Source organism: Paenibacillus mendelii, assembly GCF_024498075.1.
Taxonomy (GTDB): domain Bacteria; phylum Bacillota; class Bacilli; order Paenibacillales; family Paenibacillaceae; genus Paenibacillus_Z; species Paenibacillus_Z mendelii.
Map to the genome: position 1 here is coordinate 48,030 of NZ_JANHOF010000011.1, position 19,015 is coordinate 67,044.

The following is a 19,015-nucleotide window of genomic DNA, read 5'->3' on the forward strand; positions in this document are numbered from 1 at the left end:
TATATCTTAACAAGCCGAGCGAGCTGATTGGAGGTTTATGGATGAAAAGAAAAACAATAATCTTCGGCAGTATGACTGCCGTTATTCTGATAGCTGTCTATTCGGCCGCTTCTGCCAACACCGATAGCCCTCACCTGCAAATTAGCCGAGCCTTCGATTCCTTGAAAGCCAAGCTGGATCAGTCGAAGAACGACAAGACCAACTCCTCTGTGGTTGCAGAGATCGATGGCATCACCATTGATAAAGAACGTTTTCTTTTCTATAAAGCCAATATCGAACTGACGTATGCCTTGAATGGAAACAAGCAGGTTCCGGATGACAATGAATTACTGAACAACTTAATCCAAGAAGACCGGATCGTCCAGAAAGCCATCCAACGAGGCATCACCGTATCCGACCAAGAGCTGCAAGAAGCGATCGACGATCAGAGGGAGCTTTATGAGAACTACGAACCCCTTGATAAGGATCAAGAGCTCATTCATGAGTTGATGAGCAATCGAATACGAATAACTGGTTTATCCGACAATGAATTCTGGGCTAGTGAACTAGTTAAAGATGGATATAGGAAAGCCATCCTAAAGAGCAAATTAACGTCGGAAACCGGTGCATGATTTAATCCCGTAAGCCCCGTCCATAACGGTGTTATTCTTCAGCTCTTTTCATTTTCCATCCGATAAGATATAAAGATACACAACCTTTTGCGCTAGGCCGCGTATACGTAGAGAACCATGAATTGGAAAAGAGGCGAATACATGTACAAGAAGCACTACAATCACAAGAGCAAACTCAAGGCACTATCTTTATCCGTCACGATTGCGGCAGTCGTAGCCACTGGGGTGCCGGGGGCAGTCTCCGCTCAGACAAGTCCCTGGGATCCGGACACGGAAGCGATGTTGATAGAGCTATTCAAAACACAGGTTTCCGTCCACTTTGAAAACCTGTTCGTGAGGCTGCCTAGTCCTGCTGTACATAAGAATGGCATCGCAATGGCTCCGGGTAAGGCACTTCTCGAAGGCTTAGGCTATTCCATCAAATGGGATAACAAGGAGCGAAAGTTAACAGCCTCCCACCCTGCGAAGCCGACTATGATTTACTGGGAAAATCGTCATGAAGCTCAAATCGCAGGCCGCATGATTACAAAGCTGCCGACAGCCCCTTACATGAATGAGCAATCCTTATGGATTCCATTACGTCTCACAGCCGAAGCTGTGGGGTTGACGGTTCAATGGAACCCGCAAGACCGATTAATTACGGTAAGCGATCCCTTAGCCCTCCCGGTGTTCAGTGTAAGCAGCCGTGCGGATAACGGGATTGTCGAGCCCCCTTCCGCACTCACGGAGTTTATGAAATCGGAATGGAAATCTGACGTCCGGCTCAATCTGATTCCACCGGAATATTTTCGTGAAAAAACGAATATTCTGATTGCCGCGGGAGATATGAGCTCGCTCATGCTTCTCAGTGATCCATATATGTATCAAGATGAATTATTAGAAGGCATCGCGCTCGATATTACCGACAAGCTGGCCTCTTATCCTCATCTGAAACAATTGACCGAGAGCGGCCTACCGGCTGCACGTTCAATCGACGGCCGTCAATACGGCATTCCACGGCCAAGCGATCCGCATGACGCTCCTTTCCCGGCGCTCAGACAGGACTGGCTGAATGTTCTTGGCCTTGAACAGCCCGCAACGATGGATGAATTATATGCCGTGTTGAAGGCCTTTGTTCAGAAAGATCCAGAAGGTGACGGTAAGCATAATACAATCGGAATGACCGGATTCGTCAACCATGCCGGACTCGGGTCATTCTCATGGGTAGAACATGCCTATACAGGCAGTCCAGATCGTTTCAGCCTGCGAGATGGTCAAGTATACGATAACGCGATTAGTGCAGAAGAGAAGCAGGCACTGGAATGGTTGGCACGCGCTTATACAGAAGGATTAGTGGATAAGGACTTCCCCGTTCAATCCGAGCAGCAAGCCATCGAACGATTACAACAAGGACGTACCGGTTTATCTGCGATCAGCTTTGATCTAGCGGTATCATTGTCCGATGACAAGAAAACGGAGTGGGTCCCTCTACCGGGCATACAAGCCACAATGGACAGTACTCCAATCGCACCTTGGAATACAACGGGCAATGGCATGTACATCGTGTCGAGCATGGCACGTGTGAAGCCTGAGTTAGTACTGCAGTGGTTGGAAAAAGGGATTGCCCTGTCAGAGTCCGGTGAATGGTCTCAACAATCGGATTTCACCGATATCGACCAAGCGGCGGTACTCCATCTATTCGGCCGGACAGACTTGTTGAAGTCTAATCCCACGTTGGAGTCACTGCGTGCAGAGCAGCAGACCGGTTATGAGAGTGCGGTCGCGCAGTGGCGGCAAACCTCCTACGCGGGTAAGACATTGCCGCAAGCCAGCAGCTTGTGGAGCTCGGGCAAATATGCGGAGTTGAACAGCAAGCTGGAAGAATTGAAGCTCCAAGTCATTCTAGGTGAAGCAACAATCGCACAATGGGATACCCATGTTGCCAAGATGGTCGCTTCGGATGAATATAAAGCGATGATGAAAGACTTAAGTCAACTCGTTCCTTCGAAGTAATTGGTCTTATCATAGAAAATGAAACAAGCTGGTTCCCCTTACTTAGGGGCAATCAGCTTGTTTCTTACGTTCCAGCTCCATTTCTTTATTCGCTAGTGTACATATTTATTATTATGTAAACTGAAGTATAAAAAAACGGTCACTCCCCGTTTGAGGAATGACCGACAATACATGATTGAAAATCATTTTCATCCATCTTGGAAGATCATTTATCTTCGAATAGTGACCGATAAGAGCCGTAGCCCTCTTCCTCTAACCTCTCAATCGGAATGAATCTCAGCGAAGCGGAGTTAATACAGTACCTTAAACCTGTTGGCTGAGGCCCGTCGTTAAACACGTGCCCCAGGTGTGAATCGGCATTGCGGCTCCGCACTTCCGTACGTATCATACCGTAGGCGAGATCCTCAACCTCCGTAATAATTCCCGTATTCACCGGCTTCGTGAAGCTCGGCCAGCCGCAGCCGGAATCGAATTTATCCTTCGAGGTAAACAGCGGCTCACCTGATACGATGTCTACATATAACCCTTCCTGCTCATTATCCCAAAACTCATTCTCGAATGGAGGCTCGGTTGCACTGTTCTGAGTAACCTCAAACTGTATCGGAGTCAGCTTTTCTTTCAGTTTTTTCTTGTCCTTATCCGTGTTCCAATGCGCTTTAATAAAATCAGCGCGGCCGGACCCTCTGCGGTACATTTTGTAACGGAATGGATTCTTCTTATGATAATCCTGGTGGTATTCCTCGGCTGGATAAAACTCCGTGGCCGGAACAATCTCTGTTGCGATTGGTTTATCGAAACGGCCGCTCTTGTCTAGCGCAACCTTAGAAGCCTCTGCTTGAACCCTTTGTTCTTCCGAATAATAGAAAATCGCTGTACGATAGGAAGAGCCGCGGTCGTGGAACTGGCCTCCGGTATCAGTCGGGTCGATCTGGCGCCAGTAGATGTCCAGCAGCTTCTCGTAAGACATGATATCCGGATCGAACGCGATCTGAACGGCTTCGGCATGTCCAGTTGTTTCCGTGCATACCTGTTCATAGGTCGGATTATCGGTGTGCCCGCCGATGTAACCCGATGTGATGCTGATGATCCCAGGTATTTCTTCGAATGGTGTAACCATACACCAGAAACAGCCGCCGGCAAATGCAGCGAGCTCTTTATTCCCGTTCGTGTTCTGCGGGTTATTCATAGCTTGTCACCCTCCTATTCATAAATCACGTCATGATTGGCTTTACGCTTCTATTCGATTATAAAGTTTTTTTCATGTTCATGCCAACCACTCGGACAGCTGGCAGGTTAAAAATGTTTGCTGGGCGCTTACAATCCGCAGCATAACAAGAATGGGAGTAACCGTAGAGCCCCAATAGCACTTGCAAAACGTTGGTGCTTGGTTGACCTCACTGCTGACCTTAGAGTATCCAATTGAGTTTACATAATAATAACTATGTATTCCAGATGAAGTACTTCGGATCTATGTACCCGTATTCTCAAGAAGCAATTTCAAGTTAGTTTACATAATATTATATATGTAAACTAACTTGAAATCTTCACCCTAACAACTAGCGTCTCGACTACGCTGGCTTCTCCCATGACATCAATTACAAACAAAACTCCCGCTCCGGTTCAAACCGGAAGCGGGAGCTTCAATTATGTCAAGGAAACTGCCGTTTCCCGCAGAAAACGGCCGGTATGTGAAGCCATAACATCCCCGACCGCTTCAGGAGTTCCTGCAGCGACGATGTCACCGCCCTCGTCTCCTCCTTCAGGACCGATGTCGACGACCCAATCGCATTCCCGGATAATGTCCAGATTATGCTCCACCACAATGACCGTATTCCCGGCATCGACCAACCGGTTCAGCAGCACCAGAAGCTGCTTGGTATCGCGAGGGTGAAGCCCTGTCGATGGCTCGTCCAGCAAATACAAGGTGTGGCGCTTCGTCTTCCCACCAAGCTCCTTGGCCAGACGGATCCGCTGGCCTTCCCCGCCGGATAACGTCCGGATCGATTGTCCCCAGTGTAGATATCCAAGACCTACTTCAGTTAGCAGAGCAATCTGTCCATCCATCTTAATCTTGCCCTGCAGCAGAGGCAGGCTCTCCTGAACCGTCATGTCCAGCAGATCGGATATCGAAAGTCCGTTATACGTTACGCGAAGGACTTCCTCCTTGAATCGTTTGCCGCGGCAAACCGGGCAGCGAACCTCCAGACCCGGCAGAAAAAACATGTCCATCGGCACAACCCCAAGCCCTTGGCAATGCTCGCACCGGCCGCCTGGCGTGTTGAAGGAAAAATGCTTCGGGGTCAAACCAGCCTGTTTGGCTTCCGGCAATCCGGCAAATAGATTCCTCATGGCGGTAAATACGTCTGTATAAGTGGCAACGTTAGAGCGGCTCATCCGTCCAATCGGCGACTGGTCGACTGTCACGATATTATCGATGGCACCGAATCCGGTGATGCTGGCACAACCATTACGCTGCTGGTCGTCTCGTCCGCCGGCTGCCACAAGATCAAACAGCAGCGTCGATTTACCGGAACCGGATACACCGGTGACCGCAGCAAGGCAGCCTAATGGGAACTCCACATCGATATGCTTCAGGTTACGATCATAGGCGTCATGGACGCGCAGAAACGAGCCATTTCCTGACCGTCGGTCCTGTGGTCTTACTGCGCTTGCTGCCTCCCTCAGGTAGCCGCCTGTCACCGATTCCGGGTTATCCATCAGCTGCTGCAGTGTACCTTCACCGACTATGCGGCCGCCAAAGCTGCCTGCACCAGGTCCCATATCAATTACATGATCGGCCGCACGCATCATCTCGATGTCGTGCTCAATGACCAGCACGGTATTTCCTAAGTCCCGCAGCTGTTTCAGTATACCGATTAGCCCAGCTGTATCGCGCGGGTGAAGCCCCGCTGTCGGTTCGTCAAGTATATAGAGCACGCCGGTAAGACCAGATCCGAGAATGGAAGCAAGGCGCAGGCGCTGCGCCTCCCCGCCGGACAGCGACACGGACTGTCGGCTAAGCGATAGATAGCCCAGCCCGACATCGACAATGCGTTTCGTTCGAACTGTCAGATCATGCAGCAGCGTCTCGACCTGCTCCCTTTCATCCTCTTTCAGCTGCCCCATCAATTGGTCCAACCAGACGATGGCATCCTGCAGCGCCCAACCGGAGATGTCGGAGATGGAAGCCCCGCCGACCGTTACCAGGCGAATCTCCTTCTTTAGCCGTCCACCTTGGCATGACGAACACACTTGCTCTTGGAACAGGGCCGATTCACCCGATTCGCCGCCTTTTTCTTTATAGCGTCTCCAGATTCCGTTGACGACACCTTCGAACTTCCCGGCCGTAACGGTTTTGGGCGGTTTGATGCCGGGATAATGATTTGCCAATGCATCACTTTCGACACCATAATATAACAAGTCACGTTGAATGGTGTCATAGTGTTTAAGCGGCAGGTCCGGATCGAAGGTAAATCCATAATGATCGGCTGCCGCTTTCAGAATCGCAGCATTATAGTTGCTGATCATGTCGTACCAAATCGTGACACAGCCGCCCGCAAGACTCCGCTCTTCGTCGAATACAGCATCCAGATTCAGACTAACGATATGGCCAAGTCCATCACATGCTTCACAGGCGCCTTCCGGCGTGTTGTAGGAGAAATGCCTGCGGGTCAAGCGCTCCATCTCTCCACCGCAATTAGGGCAGTGGATGGCATCCAGTCTCTCCCCCGCCTCCTCGTCCCCGATCTCAGAACCAGAGAGGACCTGATCAGCACCGGGCACGAATCGGCTGCTGCAGTGGGGGCAGGCCCGTTCACCAAGCATCTCGTAGATGACGCGCAGGTACGTATGGATGTCCGTTATCGTACCGACGGTCGATCGCGGATTCCGATTGGTGACATGCTGCCCTACACAGATCGAAGGCGACAAGCCGACAATGGCATCCACCTTAGGCTTCGCAATCGCTTCCGAGGTCATCCCCATCGACTCCATATATTGCCGCTGACATTCACGCTGCAGCGTATCCATAGCGAGCGTCGATTTCCCTGAACCAGAGGGTCCAGTTAGCACGACCAGCTTGTGCTTAGGTATGTGAAGCGTAATATTGTTCAAATTGTTCTCCCGGGCTCCCCGGATTTCAATGGTATTGTTCATAAGCAATCCTCCGTTTGATTTATCGTTTCTTGCAGCATGGCACCACGACACATTGAAGGGGTCTAGAGCCTTATGTACAGCTGATCTCAGCCAACCCCTGCAGCAGGAATTTCATAACAAATATTCATTTTGTTCCCCTTTCTGTAATTCCAAATCATTCCGTTCTCTATATACTTTACAACATTCATGCAAGTGATAAGGTTAGGAGAAAAGAATCCTTATCTAATTCGCATTCCGAATCAGAAAGCTTAGCACATCATTTTAATGTTTTGATTGAATGTTTTTCTTCATCCGACACTTGAGGTATAGTGAACATGAATGATTCCAGGGAGGTGAAAGGGAGATGCTCTACTACAAGCCTATCGAAATTGCCCGAGAGCTTCATATTAGTACGAGCGCTTTGCGGCATTATGAATCTTGGGGAGTCATTCCGGCCCCTGCACGCGCAGAGAATGGCTACCGCCTGTATACAAAGGTCCACCTGGCTTACTTTCGCTGCCTTCGGGCAATGTTCGAGGGATTTGGCGTCGGAATCACTTGCGAGGTGCTTCGCCATATTCAAAGCGCAAATGTAGACACCGCCTTCTGGCTCGTCAGTAAGGAGCAATCCCTTCTACAGCACGAGAAAACCGTAGCCGACCAGACACTAGCGCTTCTGCAAGATCCGGAGCTCGTCCTACATGTCAATAAGAAGCTGAAGAACCATATGACCATAGGAGAAATCGCCGCTTATACCGATGTACAACCATCAGCCATACGGCATTGGGAGAAGGAAGGGCTGTTAACGCCAGAACGCGATCCGGAGAATGGCTACCGGGTGTTTACGCCCATACACATCCGGCAGATACTGCTCATCCGAACGCTGCGAAGGACCGTCTATTTTCTGGAAAATATGAAGGAAATCGTTAGGGCTGTCGAATATCACACCATCGAAAAAGCAAAAGAAGTCACAGAGAATGCTCTGTTGAGCATCCATAAGCGAAACCGTCAGCAGTTCAACGGCATACATCAACTAATCGAGCTGTGCAAAGTGCTTGATTTGATGGCGGAGGGGCAATAAGGATGATTGTCTTGACTGCTGTAGGATCCCTTAAACAAAAAACGCCGCAGCCGGTTGAACCGGTGCGGCGATCTTCATATGTAGCCGGAGCCTAGCTTGATGTGAATATCATATTACGATTCGCAGTATACCGCATCACACATGCTTACGGAACCACAGTAGAACAAGAAAGGCTGGACAAGCGCTTCACGTTTCTTGAAATACTGTTCGTACTGGAGCTTGGCCATTTCATCCTCCGGGTAGCGCTTCAAATAGATTTCCATTTCGGCTAATGTATCATCGATTTCCTGCAGAAGATCAAATCTATGATAGACACCCTCTGGCTGGGTGATCCAATGTTGTTTCAGGTCGTTCATCTTGTATATTGCCTCCTGATCATTAATATGGTGGCAGCCGCCTTCTACTATTACCACATGAAGACACATTCAAAACGCATATCCGCTATATCGAATGTTTTCTTCCCACAGCATCAAGAAGGATAACCTACCGCCCGATCCCGGTCAAACCCGTACTTAAGCAGCTTCGTGGCATCAACCCATACGTCGGAAGAGGAGGAGTTCAGGATGACCGCGATATAGCTCTTGCCCCCACGCTTCGCAGAAGCCACCAGACAGTATCCGGCCGCGCTGGTATAACCTGTTTTCATTCCGTTCGCCCCATCAAAATAATAACCGCTCGCCGGCTGAAGCAGCTTATTGCGATTGACGAAAGTCGGCCCCATAGTCGTCGTCGCCGTTTTTACCGTATGCTCACTCTCGCTTACGATGTCGCGCAGCAGCTTATTCTGTCTGGCTTTACGGGCAATTAAAGCGAGATCGCCCGCCGTCGTATAATGATCGAGATCGTGAAGCCCATGCGGATTGACAAAATGAGACTCCATCGCGCCTAGCTCTTCGGCCCGTTTATTCATCATATCCGCGAACGTCTCGAGCCCTTCCTCCATCGTCATCTGTTTACCCGTCTCCACAGCCGCCGTGTACCGAGCGATTGTCCTGGCAGCATCGTTGCCGGACGGCAGCATCATGGCCGCGATAAGATCGCGTAAGGAGAGCTGCTGCCCTTTATAAAGCCCTGCCGTGCTTTCGCCCTTGCTAGGCAGCAGCGCTTCGTCACCCACGGTAACGATTGCATCCGGATCTCCCTTCTCCAATGCAATTAATGCCGTTAACAACTTAGTCGTGCTGGCTGGATATAGACGTTTATGTTCATTCTTCCCGTATAGTAGTTGGCCTGTGCGCTCATCCATTAACACTGCTGCTTCCCCCTGCAGCGTTCCGACAGATGGCGTGTCATTCTTCATTACAGCATCCGACAGCTTCGCCCAGACGCGCGGCGCCTTCGCCTGTAAGCTGCTCCACTCCGTTATGACTGTAACTGCTGTGATTGCAACGACCATCGTCATTGCCGTTTTTTTCAACATAGCGAGTCGAAGCACTATGAGCAGCTCCTTTCAATTCCGGTTCATCGTCATCGTTATATTCTCATTATGACCGCCGCCTCTTAATGATCCGATAAGAAAACATAACGAAACTATTACGATTTCCGAAACAAAAATAACGACAGCCCCTCCCATGGCGAGAAAAGGCTGTCCTTGGCCTGTTATTTTCTCAATACTGTTGCAATCTTGGCAAGCTATTGTTTCCCTTGTACCTCTCGCATTCGAACGGTAAACGCGGTATGTTCGGGCGTGCTGGTCGCTGCGATCGTACCCCCATGAAGCTCCACGATCTGCTTGGCAATCGCCAGGCCAAGGCCCGATCCCCCCGTGTCCGTCGCCCGCGATTTCTCTACGCGATAGAATCGTTCAAATATATGCGGCAGTGCCGATTGTGGAATCGGTTCGCCGTAATTAATAATATCGATGGTTACAATGCCATTCTCTCTATGTCCAGTGATGTCGAGATAGCGGCCGTCATACCCGTATTTGATCGCATTCGTCACCAAATTCTCGAATACCCGCCTCAGCTTATTGCCATCTGCCATCACGGCCAGAAGCGGGTCACCCAGCTTCATCCTCAGCTCGATTCCCGCTTCCTCCATTTGAAGCCGGAACTGCTCCGACATTTGGTAGAGCATTTCGACCAGGTTGATTTTTTCTTTATGAATTTTCATCTCGTTGTTGCGAAGCCTTGTATACTCAAACAAGTCCTGAATTAATTGGCTCATTCGCTCGGACTCTTCATACGCAAGCGTCACATAATACCGAAGCTCCACCTCATCCCGGTACCGATCCTGCTCAATCAAGCCCAAGTAACCGGTAATGGACGTAAGCGGCGTACGTAAATCATGCGACACGTTCGTAATGAGCTCGTTCTTCGTCTGTTCGGCTCGCCGTTCTTCCGCAAGCGAGGTATTCAACTGATCGACGAACCGGTTAATATTGGCGGCCATATTCCCCCACTCGCCAATAGGCTCGACCGGAACCTTATGGTTGAAGTCGCCTGCGGCAATCCGCCGGACGTTCTCGGCGATCTGCAGGAGATAATTCTCGGAGCGAATCCGTTTATCCCGCGAGAAGAAGAAGATCAAGGCGACAACAAACACGGGAATACCTGTTACAACATACATGTTCGGGTATCCGATATTCCGATTGATGAACACCAGCAGCCTGCTGAGACTCACTTGGTATAAGTCGGTGAAGATCAGAAAGCGGCCGATCACGACGAACAAGAACAGCACGAAGATCGTCCCGACAATACTCCAGAATAGCGGGATCATCCACCTAAGCTTCAATTTTGTAGCCGACCCCCCAAACGGTATGTATGATCTTCTCGCCGTCCATTTCCTTCACCAGCTTCTCGCGAAGCCGGCTCATATGAACCGTGACGGAATTGTTGGAGTCGTAATATTTCTCTTTCCAAATCATCTCGAAGATATCCTCCGAATTAAACACCCTGCCCGGATGACTGGCAAGCAGATGCAGGATGCCGAATTCGATCGGGGTCAGCTTGATCGGACGCCCTTCAAACATGACCGTGTGCGTCTGTTTATTAATTTCGAGCGATTGAATCCGTATTAGGTTATCCGGCTGGGTCTGCTGCGGCTGTCCGTTGAAATAGGTACGGCGCAGCAGCGATTTCACCCGGGCGATAAGCTCAAGCGGGTTGAACGGCTTGACCATATAGTCGTCCGCACCGGTCATCAGGCCCGTAATCTTATCCATATCGCCATCTTTGGCGCTTATCATCAGAATTGGCGTTGTTTTGGTTTCGCGGATTTTCATACAGACGCTAAGTCCGTCCAGCCCGGGCATCATAATATCCAGTATGACGAGATCAATCTTGTCATCCTTCATGAATTCTAAGGCAGACAGTCCATCTCCGGCTTTACTGACGGTATAGCCTTCATTGCTCAAGTAGATTTCAATGAGCTGAGCGATCTTCGGATCGTCATCGACGATCAGGATATGACGATTCATGTCTATCATCCTTTATCATTAATCTTGTTCAATGCATGTCCTCTTGTAAGACGAGTGTTCGCGCCAAAGAGTTTCATGACAAGTAATAGCTCCCCCGGATCTGATCCAGGGGAGTTGATATTAGCGGGTTCTGGAGGCGTCCAGCAGTTCGGCCGTTATAGAATCGACGGTTCCATATTCATTGAGCTGCAGCTGCTGAGTCGCAAATTCCCGGTACAGCTTGTGCTTGGCGAGTAATTCTTGATGCGTGCCGCTGCCGGTGATGGTTCCCTTCTCGATGAACAGGATCTGGTCTGCATCTACGACAGTCGATAACCGATGGGCAATAACGAGCGTCGTCCGGCCGTTCATTAAGTTCTTCAGCGCTTCTTGGACCACGACCTCCGATTTACTGTCCAGACTGGATGTCGCTTCGTCCAGCATGAGGATCTTCGGATCACGCAGCAGCGCTCTGGCAATCGCGATTCGCTGACGCTGTCCGCCGGATAGCTTAATACCGCGCTCCCCGACTTCCGTGTCGTACCCTTCCGGCAGCTCGCGTATGAAGGTATCCACATAGGCCATTGCAGCCGCATGCTCCAACTCCTCATCGGTAACATCCCCATCCACTCCGTAACAGATGTTATACCGGATCGATCCCGCAATAAGCGGACTTTCCTGCGAGACATAACCGAACTGGCTTCGCCATGATTGCAGGGAGAAGGTTTCAATTGCCGTCTCGCCCAGCTGGATCGTCCCGTCTGTCGGTATATAATAGCGTTCTAATAGCGAGAACAAGGTTGTCTTGCCGCCTCCGCTTGGTCCTACGATCGCCGTCACCGTTCCCGGTTCGACTCTGAAGCTCACATCACGGAGAATCGGTTCGCCATTCTTGTAGGCAAAGCCCAAGTGTTCGACGACAATGGGCAGGTTCGACCGTTCGACGGATTTCCCCGAATGGTGATCCTCTTCGTCGGCATCGAGCATGTCGATGATTCGTTCCGTTGCGCCGATCGCTTTTTGAAATTGGGTGAAGAATGTCGTAATTTGGCTCATGGGCATTACGATCTGGATCAAGTATAGAATAAATGCGACCAGCTCGCCAGCAGTCAATGCTCCGGATGATACCCGCATGCCGCCATATCCGACAATTACAACCAGCAGCATCATCATGACGAGAAACATGAGCGGCGCAATAATCGCTTGCACCTTCGCTTCCTTTAATCCAAAGCGGAATAGATTCATAATACCTGTCTTACCGTTCGTATACTCTCTGCTCTCGGCATTGGAGGATTTCACAAGGCGGATTTCGGATAAGACCTGGGTAAGCAGCGTTGTAAAAGAAGCGGTCTCATCCTGCAATCCCTTGGAAATCTTGAACATCTGCCGGCCCAGCGGAACAAGGAAGAGTGCAGCAAGCGGAATAACACCAAGCATAACAGCCGTCATCTTCCAATCCAAGTATAACAGAACCGCGACAGATCCAATCACAGACAGGATACCCGTGAAGAAGCTGGTCATATGCTCGGCAATGAGCGACTTCACGACTCCTGTATCATTGGTCATCCGGCTGATAGTTTCGCCTGTCCGATTATTATCATAATAAGTAACAGGCAATACAAGCAGCTTGCGCCACAGCCGATCCCGCAGTGCAGCAACAATCTGCTGACCGATTCGGTTCAGTAAATAGATGGACAGCCCGCTCGCGACAGTCTGAACGATGAAGATAATTGCGATACCGGCGATTTGACTGAAGCTCAGACTGCTAAGACTAAAGCCATCCACCAGGTTTTTCGTAAATAGCGGGATGACGAGTCCGATTAGGGTGGATGCCACGCTCATGATGATCGCGATGGTCAGAATCGGGATCGAAGGCTTGGTTTGACGAATCATACGAATGAATAGCCGCCAGTTTCCGGTAGATGGCCGCTCCTTTTGCTCGGGTAGGGCTTGAGATGTATGCTCCATAAGTCCAGTCCTTTCTGCCTGCTTGCGGCATGAAGCTCAACGCATTTATTTCGAGTTATGAACATGCTGTAAGATTATGATACACGCATTAGATAAACGGAATATAAACAGTTCATGAACGGGCATTGAACACAATGATCGTAACATCGGTCGTATGTATGACTAAAGTTCTGAATTGACATGCTTCAGCTGTCATGTCATGATGAGGTCAAAAACTGGGAAGGCGGCGTTAATATTGGGAAATGAAGACCTGAAGCTGGCTGCTGTCACACCTATTCTGCGAATATTCGACGTAAACAAGGCCTTGGAGTTTTATATCGAATTTCTGGGCTTTGCTGTCGATTGGGAGCACAGATTCGAGGAAGGATTTCCTTTATACATGCAGGTGTCAAGCGGTGCTTGTGTGCTGCATTTGTCGGAACATCACGGAGATTGCTGCCCAGGCGGTGCGGTTCGCATCCAGGCGAATAATGTGCGGGCTTTTCATTCCTCCCTGCTTGCCAAGACCTATAAATTCGCAAGACCCGGCTTGGAACAAACGCCCTGGAATTCGCTTGAAGTACAAGTTGTTGATCCTTTTGGAAACAGGCTTGTATTCTATGAAGCGAGCGAATAAGATCGGATGGATCGCCAAAGTCTTGTTATTAATGTCATGTATAGTTAATGATATTAAATTTAAGTGCATGTCTATTTATACGTCATCCGCACTCATCTCATTCGCAGTGCAGGAATAATGTCCTCGAACAGCAGCCGCTTGGCGTATATAGCTTCACTCTTCCCTGTCGGTTCCTTGCGGATCGCAGCAACAAGCTCATAGGCTGGAATAACAAAGATATATTGTCCCCCATATCCTTTGGAGAAATAGAGGTCGACAACTCCGTTATGCTCCTTAGAGGAAATCCACCAATGGTAACCGTATTCTCCAAAGATCGGCGGTTCATAGTGAAGATAGCCTTTGTGGTGCATGACGGTTGAGTCTCTTACCCATGCTTCGGGCACGATCTGCTCAGCGTTCCATCTTCCGCCCTGCAGGTACAGCAAACCGAACTTCGCCATATCTCGGGAAGCAAGATGCAGGCCGGCTCCGCCTTCATGAATGCCTGCTAAGCTATTCCAACGGGGTTTGCGGAATTCAAGCTTCCGAAACAGATGCTCGCTTGCATAATCGTAGACCGAAACTCCGGTTGCCTGATTAAGGATGGCCGAAAGTAAGTAAGAGCCGCCGGAATTATAGGTGAATGATTCTCCCGGATCATGTGCCATAGGCCGGTCAAGAACGAATTGCACTCCATCCTCAGCCCGTTTCATCGCCCAATAGGGTTTATCGAAGTCCGGCCAATCAAATCCGGGGGTCATCGTTAGCAGATGCTTGATGCGGATCGCTTTCTTCCGGGGATCCTTATCTTTATGTATTTGTTTGAAGTAGTCGGAAATCGGCTGTTCCAAATCGTCGATTTCTCCCCGTTTCAACGCAATGCCAATCAGCGCGGATAATATGCTTTTCGTGCACGAGTAGACAGCCCCTACACGATCATCCTGCCCATCATGCCATTCCCATGCAGGCGCGCCTTGCTGGATAAGGACAATATCTCTAATTTTCCATTCTTGGTATTCGGAGATTCGCTCCTCGAGCCTTCTCCTATCTAGAGCAAGCTTGTCTGTGGTTGCTGATTCATCTTTCTTCCCTTGCCAATACAGGTCCACACTCGTTCGTGTCATACGTCCGTACGCCTCCTCTCATCTTAGTATATCATTAACCATATCTAACCGGGGCATCCAGGCAGAAGGAGGAACCGCTCGCTGCGCGGTTCCTCCTTCTGCCAATCTATACTTATTAACCGCGAGCCGGTTCGGACATCGTCTTCTTCAATTCAGCCGTTAACCCGGCCAGATGACCGTCGTTAGCCATCACCTGCTCCAGATGAACCATCCTGCGGGGTGACGCTGTATTCATCATCGTTTCGGAATAGTTCCGATCGATCCAGAATCGGGCATGGCCGGCAATATAATCGCGCAGCTCCTGAAGATCCTCTTCCAGATAGCGCTGGCATAAATTCATGGTGAACATTCTCCGATTCGGTCCGCCATTAAACGAAGCATGGAAGGTATTGTGATCGAATACCAGGATATCACCCGGCACCACGTCCAAGGTAACCGACGGCACCTCGCTGCCTTTGATGTCCCACAATTCACTGCTTTTGCGCATTTTATCGGTCAAATCCTTACCGAATTGATCATCGAGCCGATGACTTCCCGGAATGACGCGCAGCGCCCCCGAAGCTCCATCCAGCTTATCCAGGTAGAACGCGATTTTGATATGTTTATACTTGTGATGATACCCATCGCGATGCCAGCCCGTCTCGCCTGTATAATAATTCCCGTCGCTGCCCATGTAGTTAAAGTCATCGCCTAACAGGGAGGCCCCAATACCTTCGATTCTCGGATCATCCAGCAGCGTATTCATTCGTGCCCGTTGATCGATGAATGGAACAATGCACGTTCGTTTCGTTCCATCATGCGGTGCAATATCCGTCTTCCCCGGGAAGGTCTGCGTAAATTCATCGGTGATCCAATCGATACTGTCACTAAGCAGCTGAGGTAATTTAATAAATCCGAAGGTTTCAAAGAAATCAATTTGGCCGGCAGTCAAGCTCATATTTACATCTCCTTATTCATCGTTCTATGCTTTAGCATCTTGTTCTGCTCACAATGAAGAATGCTTCCTAATCAATGATGGTGCGGCTGGTTGGATCAAGAACTTGGCACGCCCCCTTTTAGATTTGAATTGATCTGAGGTTGACCCTGCAGACTCATGGTTTGAATGACAACATCCCTAATAAGGACTATGTAAATATGCTTATTCTGCGTTAACTTACATATCCCTCCAATCTATAATCGTTATTACGAAAAAAATGTGGATGCGAAAAGCGGCAGTCCGCCCATTTCATGAACAAGCAGGAATTTGTGCATACGAGGCGAATGTTTGTTATGTCTCATGTTGATGTAAGCAAACCATTTTTCTTTATTTAATGGAGGTAATATTTAATGGCATTGATTAATTGTGATTTTTATTCGGATTCCCTCGGCTTGTCGACTTCCATGACGGTCATACTCCCTCAACAATCGTATTCGCAGATCGGTATGGAGTCGAAGGCTCTCCAACGGAAACACCCTACGCTGTACCTTCTCCATGGGTTGTCCGACGACCATACCATATGGCTGCGCCGCACATCTATCGAACGCTATGTAGCTTCTCTTGGAATAGCTGTTGTCATGCCGGTTGTACATAGGAGCTTCTACACGAATATGAAGAGCGGATACGATTACTGGACATTCATCAGCGAAGAGCTGCCCTCGATTGCCAGATCCTTCTTCCCTCTATCCGATCGCAGGGAGGATAACTTCGTCGCCGGACTCTCGATGGGTGGCTATGGCGCCTTCAAGCTTGCCTTAAGCCATCCTGATCGTTATCAAGCGGCTGCCAGCTTGTCGGGTTCGTTAGATATCGCCAGCTTGTCGGAACGGTTTCCCGCCGACTTTGCAAAAGTATTCGGCAGTCTGGATGAAGCCGTAGACAGCGCGAATGATATGTTCCGGCTTGCTTCCGATTTGGCGGCAAGCGGCAAGCAGGCTCCCCAGCTGTACCAATGCTGCGGGACAGAAGATTTTCTATACGATGTGAATCTCAACTTCCGTGATCATGCCCGGCAGCTCAATCTGCCTTTAACGTACGAAGAGGAACCCGGCAATCATGATTGGGGCTACTGGGATGCTAAGATCCAGCGTGTGCTGGAATGGCTTCCCCTGCGAACTGAATAATCGCCATAGGAAAGAGGCCGCGAGCGATCGCGGCCTCTTTCCTATGGCGTATTGGTTTGAACCGATGAAAATATGGACAGGAGCCTATGCTTCCACACCTGTAGAGAGTAGTAATAGCGGTGATATCACAACAGACGATGGGAAGCTGCCTACGGGCAATATCGCAATCGGCTGCTGACTTTGAACGTCGATAACCGCAACATACCCGACGGCAAGCATAGACACATACAGCTTCATGCCGTCGGTGGTGAAGGCCAGACTGCTGGCCATACTTCCTTCGGGCAGATCGATCGTCGTCAGCACTTCATTTTTCGCCGTGTTAATGACTCCGATGGCGTTGCTGTCCCGATTCACGATGTATGCCAGCGCACCATCCGGCGAAACGGCAATGCCTTGCGGTTTACTGCCGTACTCCAATGAAATGATTGATCGCACAGTATGCTCTGATGCCGATACGACAAGAATCCGATTATAGTGGAGATCTGTAATATAGACGTCATCTCCATCAGGTGAGAAAGCAAGAGATGAAGGCTGGCTCCCGCTCGGAAGCCCAATCATTGATGTGATCATGTCCGTCGTTGTGTCCATGACAGCGATTTTTCCGGTATTCGTCATGCAAATGTAGAGATCATGTCCGTCCGGAGACAGGGCCACCGCTGATGGATCGCTGGATACGGGCAAGGGAATCGCTTGAATGATGGCATTCGTCCCCGTGTCGATAACATGAATCGAATCATCCAGAAGCGTCGTCACATACACTTTCTTCCCATTGCTTGACAGAGCGAGGGCAAAAGGCACGCAGCTGGGCGGAAAACGGATATCCGCTGTAACGCGGTGTGAAACCGCCGAGATTACCTTCAACGACTTATCGCCCTGACAGGTCACATAGATGCTAGAGCCGTCTGGCGAAACGGCCAATACACGCGGTCTGGAGCCTGAGGGCAGCTTTACCGTCGTGAGACGGGAATGTGTCGAAGTTTGGATGACGGTAACGGTATGCTGCGTGTGATTCGCAACATAAGCCAGCTGCAGCTCATCATGGCGAACAGGCATCATCCGCAGCACATGCTGGTCTGCGGGATCGTCCGTATCGTCATATTCCGTAACCGTGGCAACGACGTCGCCTGAGCCTAGTCCGTTCGTCACGACACGAACTCCGAATCGATCCAATTCTTTCGCATCCACCTCATAGACGAAGACGGATTGTTCCCAGCCTACCCGCTGCAGCTGAACGACCTTGAACGCTTTCGTGACCAAGCTCCCATACTCATCATCAGATTCGGCTGTTTTCCGCTTCAACGTATAAATCTCGATGCCTGCTTTCGCTTGCTGCCACCCCATATTCATAACAGAGACAGATAGCTTCGCGGTCCGCCGCGCTTTCCGATTGAATAGAAGTCCGGAGTCCAGTACCGGCATGCCCTCGCCCCCTCTACTCTTTCTTTTCTCCTTCCCTATTCTATGTTGGAAGGTTACGAGAGAACCCGGCGTTTCCACCGGGAGAAATGCATACGCGTCAACTATCTCTCCTCATACCGAACAACGCCTCTATCGGCAGTGCTCGAAATTGGCGAGCAGCTGCTGTAGAGGCGTTGATTGGAGTGGTAGCTCTGTACTTATTGAATCGGGATGCTTGATTGAGCGGGTTCAGCGGATATCGCGCTGATCGTACTCTTGACCTGCTGCTCGGCTTGCTGAAGTCGCTGAAGGATGTTTTGAATCTGTCTTTTTTGGGCATCCATCTGCATTTGGATCTGATTCTCCGCAAGCTGTAGCTCATGCTGAATGTTCTGTATTTCGATCACGACTTGATTGACCTTCTGCGAGCGTTGATCCAGACCTGCGTTGCGCAAGGCTTGCTGAGCCTGAATCCGCTCCTGCGCTTGCTGCTGCTGCACTTGCTCTTGGAACTGCTGATAAGACATCTGCTGGCTATTGATTGTTTGTCCTTGATTTTGATTTTCCATCGGAACCCTCCTGTAACAATAGGAATAGTGCTAATATGCACCATTG

The 19,015-nt window shown here is 49.8% G+C and carries 16 protein-coding genes; 5 read left to right on the top strand and 11 right to left on the bottom strand.

Going from position 1 to position 19,015, the window contains the following annotated elements; translation table 11 throughout:
* The first annotated feature begins 41 nt into the window (after positions 1 to 41).
* Positions 42 to 611, top strand: coding sequence for a peptidylprolyl isomerase (locus tag NNL21_RS25435; protein WP_204821154.1), 570 nt, complete (start codon positions 42 to 44; stop codon positions 609 to 611).
* Positions 612 to 752: 141 nt separating this feature from the next.
* The gene (locus NNL21_RS25440) at positions 753 to 2,603 is read left to right on the top strand and encodes a stalk domain-containing protein (RefSeq protein ID WP_204821155.1); all 1,851 of its coding nucleotides are present in this window, start codon (positions 753 to 755) and stop codon (positions 2,601 to 2,603) included.
* 205 nt (positions 2,604 to 2,808) lie between these two features.
* Here NNL21_RS25440 and msrB read toward each other — a convergent pair whose 3' ends face one another.
* Together msrB and uvrA are read right to left on the bottom strand one after the other, a co-directional pair.
* Positions 2,809 to 3,789, bottom strand: coding sequence for a peptide-methionine (R)-S-oxide reductase MsrB (msrB, locus tag NNL21_RS25445; RefSeq protein WP_204821156.1), 981 nt, complete (start codon positions 3,787 to 3,789; stop codon positions 2,809 to 2,811).
* Positions 3,790 to 4,247: 458 nt separating this feature from the next.
* Entirely contained in the window at positions 4,248 to 6,758 is a 2,511-nt protein-coding gene (gene uvrA / locus NNL21_RS25450; RefSeq protein WP_204821157.1) for an excinuclease ABC subunit UvrA, read from the bottom strand.
* A gap of 343 nt (positions 6,759 to 7,101) precedes the next feature.
* On the opposite strand from uvrA, the gene NNL21_RS25455 reads away from it, so the two are divergent.
* The gene (locus NNL21_RS25455; RefSeq protein ID WP_204821158.1) at positions 7,102 to 7,818 is read left to right on the top strand and encodes a TioE family transcriptional regulator; all 717 of its coding nucleotides are present in this window, start codon (positions 7,102 to 7,104) and stop codon (positions 7,816 to 7,818) included.
* A gap of 113 nt (positions 7,819 to 7,931) precedes the next feature.
* Here the strand turns inward: NNL21_RS25455 and NNL21_RS25460 are convergent, their stop codons facing one another.
* From NNL21_RS25460 to NNL21_RS25480, 5 genes are all read right to left on the bottom strand, one after another.
* Complete coding sequence (locus NNL21_RS25460) at positions 7,932 to 8,174, bottom strand: hypothetical protein (protein ID WP_204821159.1); 243 nt, start codon at positions 8,172 to 8,174, stop codon at positions 7,932 to 7,934.
* A 113-nt stretch (positions 8,175 to 8,287) separates the two neighbouring features.
* Positions 8,288 to 9,253: a D-alanyl-D-alanine carboxypeptidase family protein gene (locus NNL21_RS25465; protein WP_256555470.1), complete on the bottom strand. Its 966-nt coding sequence runs from the start codon at positions 9,251 to 9,253 to the stop codon at positions 8,288 to 8,290.
* A 197-nt stretch (positions 9,254 to 9,450) separates the two neighbouring features.
* Complete coding sequence (locus tag NNL21_RS25470) at positions 9,451 to 10,551, bottom strand: sensor histidine kinase (protein WP_256555471.1); 1,101 nt, start codon at positions 10,549 to 10,551, stop codon at positions 9,451 to 9,453.
* Positions 10,541 to 11,236 carry a response regulator transcription factor gene (locus tag NNL21_RS25475; protein ID WP_204821160.1) on the bottom strand — a complete coding sequence of 232 codons (696 nt, stop codon included), beginning with the start codon at positions 11,234 to 11,236 and terminating at the stop codon, positions 10,541 to 10,543. Before NNL21_RS25475 ends, NNL21_RS25470 begins: the two co-directional genes overlap by 11 nt.
* A 120-nt stretch (positions 11,237 to 11,356) precedes the next feature.
* Complete coding sequence (locus NNL21_RS25480) at positions 11,357 to 13,183, bottom strand: ABC transporter ATP-binding protein (protein ID WP_204821161.1); 1,827 nt, start codon at positions 13,181 to 13,183, stop codon at positions 11,357 to 11,359.
* A 235-nt stretch (positions 13,184 to 13,418) separates the two neighbouring features.
* Here NNL21_RS25480 and NNL21_RS25485 point away from each other — a divergent pair, with 235 nt between their 5' ends.
* Positions 13,419 to 13,799 carry a glyoxalase superfamily protein gene (locus NNL21_RS25485; protein WP_204821162.1) on the top strand — a complete coding sequence of 127 codons (381 nt, stop codon included), beginning with the start codon at positions 13,419 to 13,421 and terminating at the stop codon, positions 13,797 to 13,799.
* A gap of 92 nt (positions 13,800 to 13,891) precedes the next feature.
* Here the strand turns inward: NNL21_RS25485 and NNL21_RS25490 are convergent, their stop codons facing one another.
* A complete protein-coding gene (locus NNL21_RS25490; RefSeq protein ID WP_204821163.1) occupies positions 13,892 to 14,902 on the bottom strand; it encodes a serine hydrolase domain-containing protein in 1,011 nt (336 codons plus the stop codon).
* 115 nt (positions 14,903 to 15,017) lie between these two features.
* On the bottom strand, positions 15,018 to 15,839 hold the full coding sequence (locus NNL21_RS25495; protein ID WP_204821164.1) for a phytanoyl-CoA dioxygenase family protein: 822 nt from the start codon (positions 15,837 to 15,839) through the stop codon (positions 15,018 to 15,020).
* Between the two features lie 389 nt (positions 15,840 to 16,228).
* Between NNL21_RS25495 and NNL21_RS25500 the strand changes: the two genes are divergently transcribed.
* On the top strand, positions 16,229 to 17,002 hold the full coding sequence (locus tag NNL21_RS25500) for an alpha/beta hydrolase (RefSeq protein WP_204821165.1): 774 nt from the start codon (positions 16,229 to 16,231) through the stop codon (positions 17,000 to 17,002).
* 84 nt (positions 17,003 to 17,086) lie between these two features.
* On the opposite strand, the gene NNL21_RS25505 is transcribed toward NNL21_RS25500, so the two are convergent.
* Positions 17,087 to 18,421 carry an SMP-30/gluconolactonase/LRE family protein gene (locus NNL21_RS25505; RefSeq protein WP_204821166.1) on the bottom strand — a complete coding sequence of 445 codons (1,335 nt, stop codon included), beginning with the start codon at positions 18,419 to 18,421 and terminating at the stop codon, positions 17,087 to 17,089.
* A 197-nt stretch (positions 18,422 to 18,618) separates the two neighbouring features.
* Positions 18,619 to 18,969 (bottom strand): hypothetical protein, encoded by a 351-nt coding sequence (locus tag NNL21_RS25510; RefSeq protein WP_204821167.1) that lies wholly within the window; start codon positions 18,967 to 18,969, stop codon positions 18,619 to 18,621.
* Between the last annotated feature and the right edge of the window lie 46 nt (positions 18,970 to 19,015).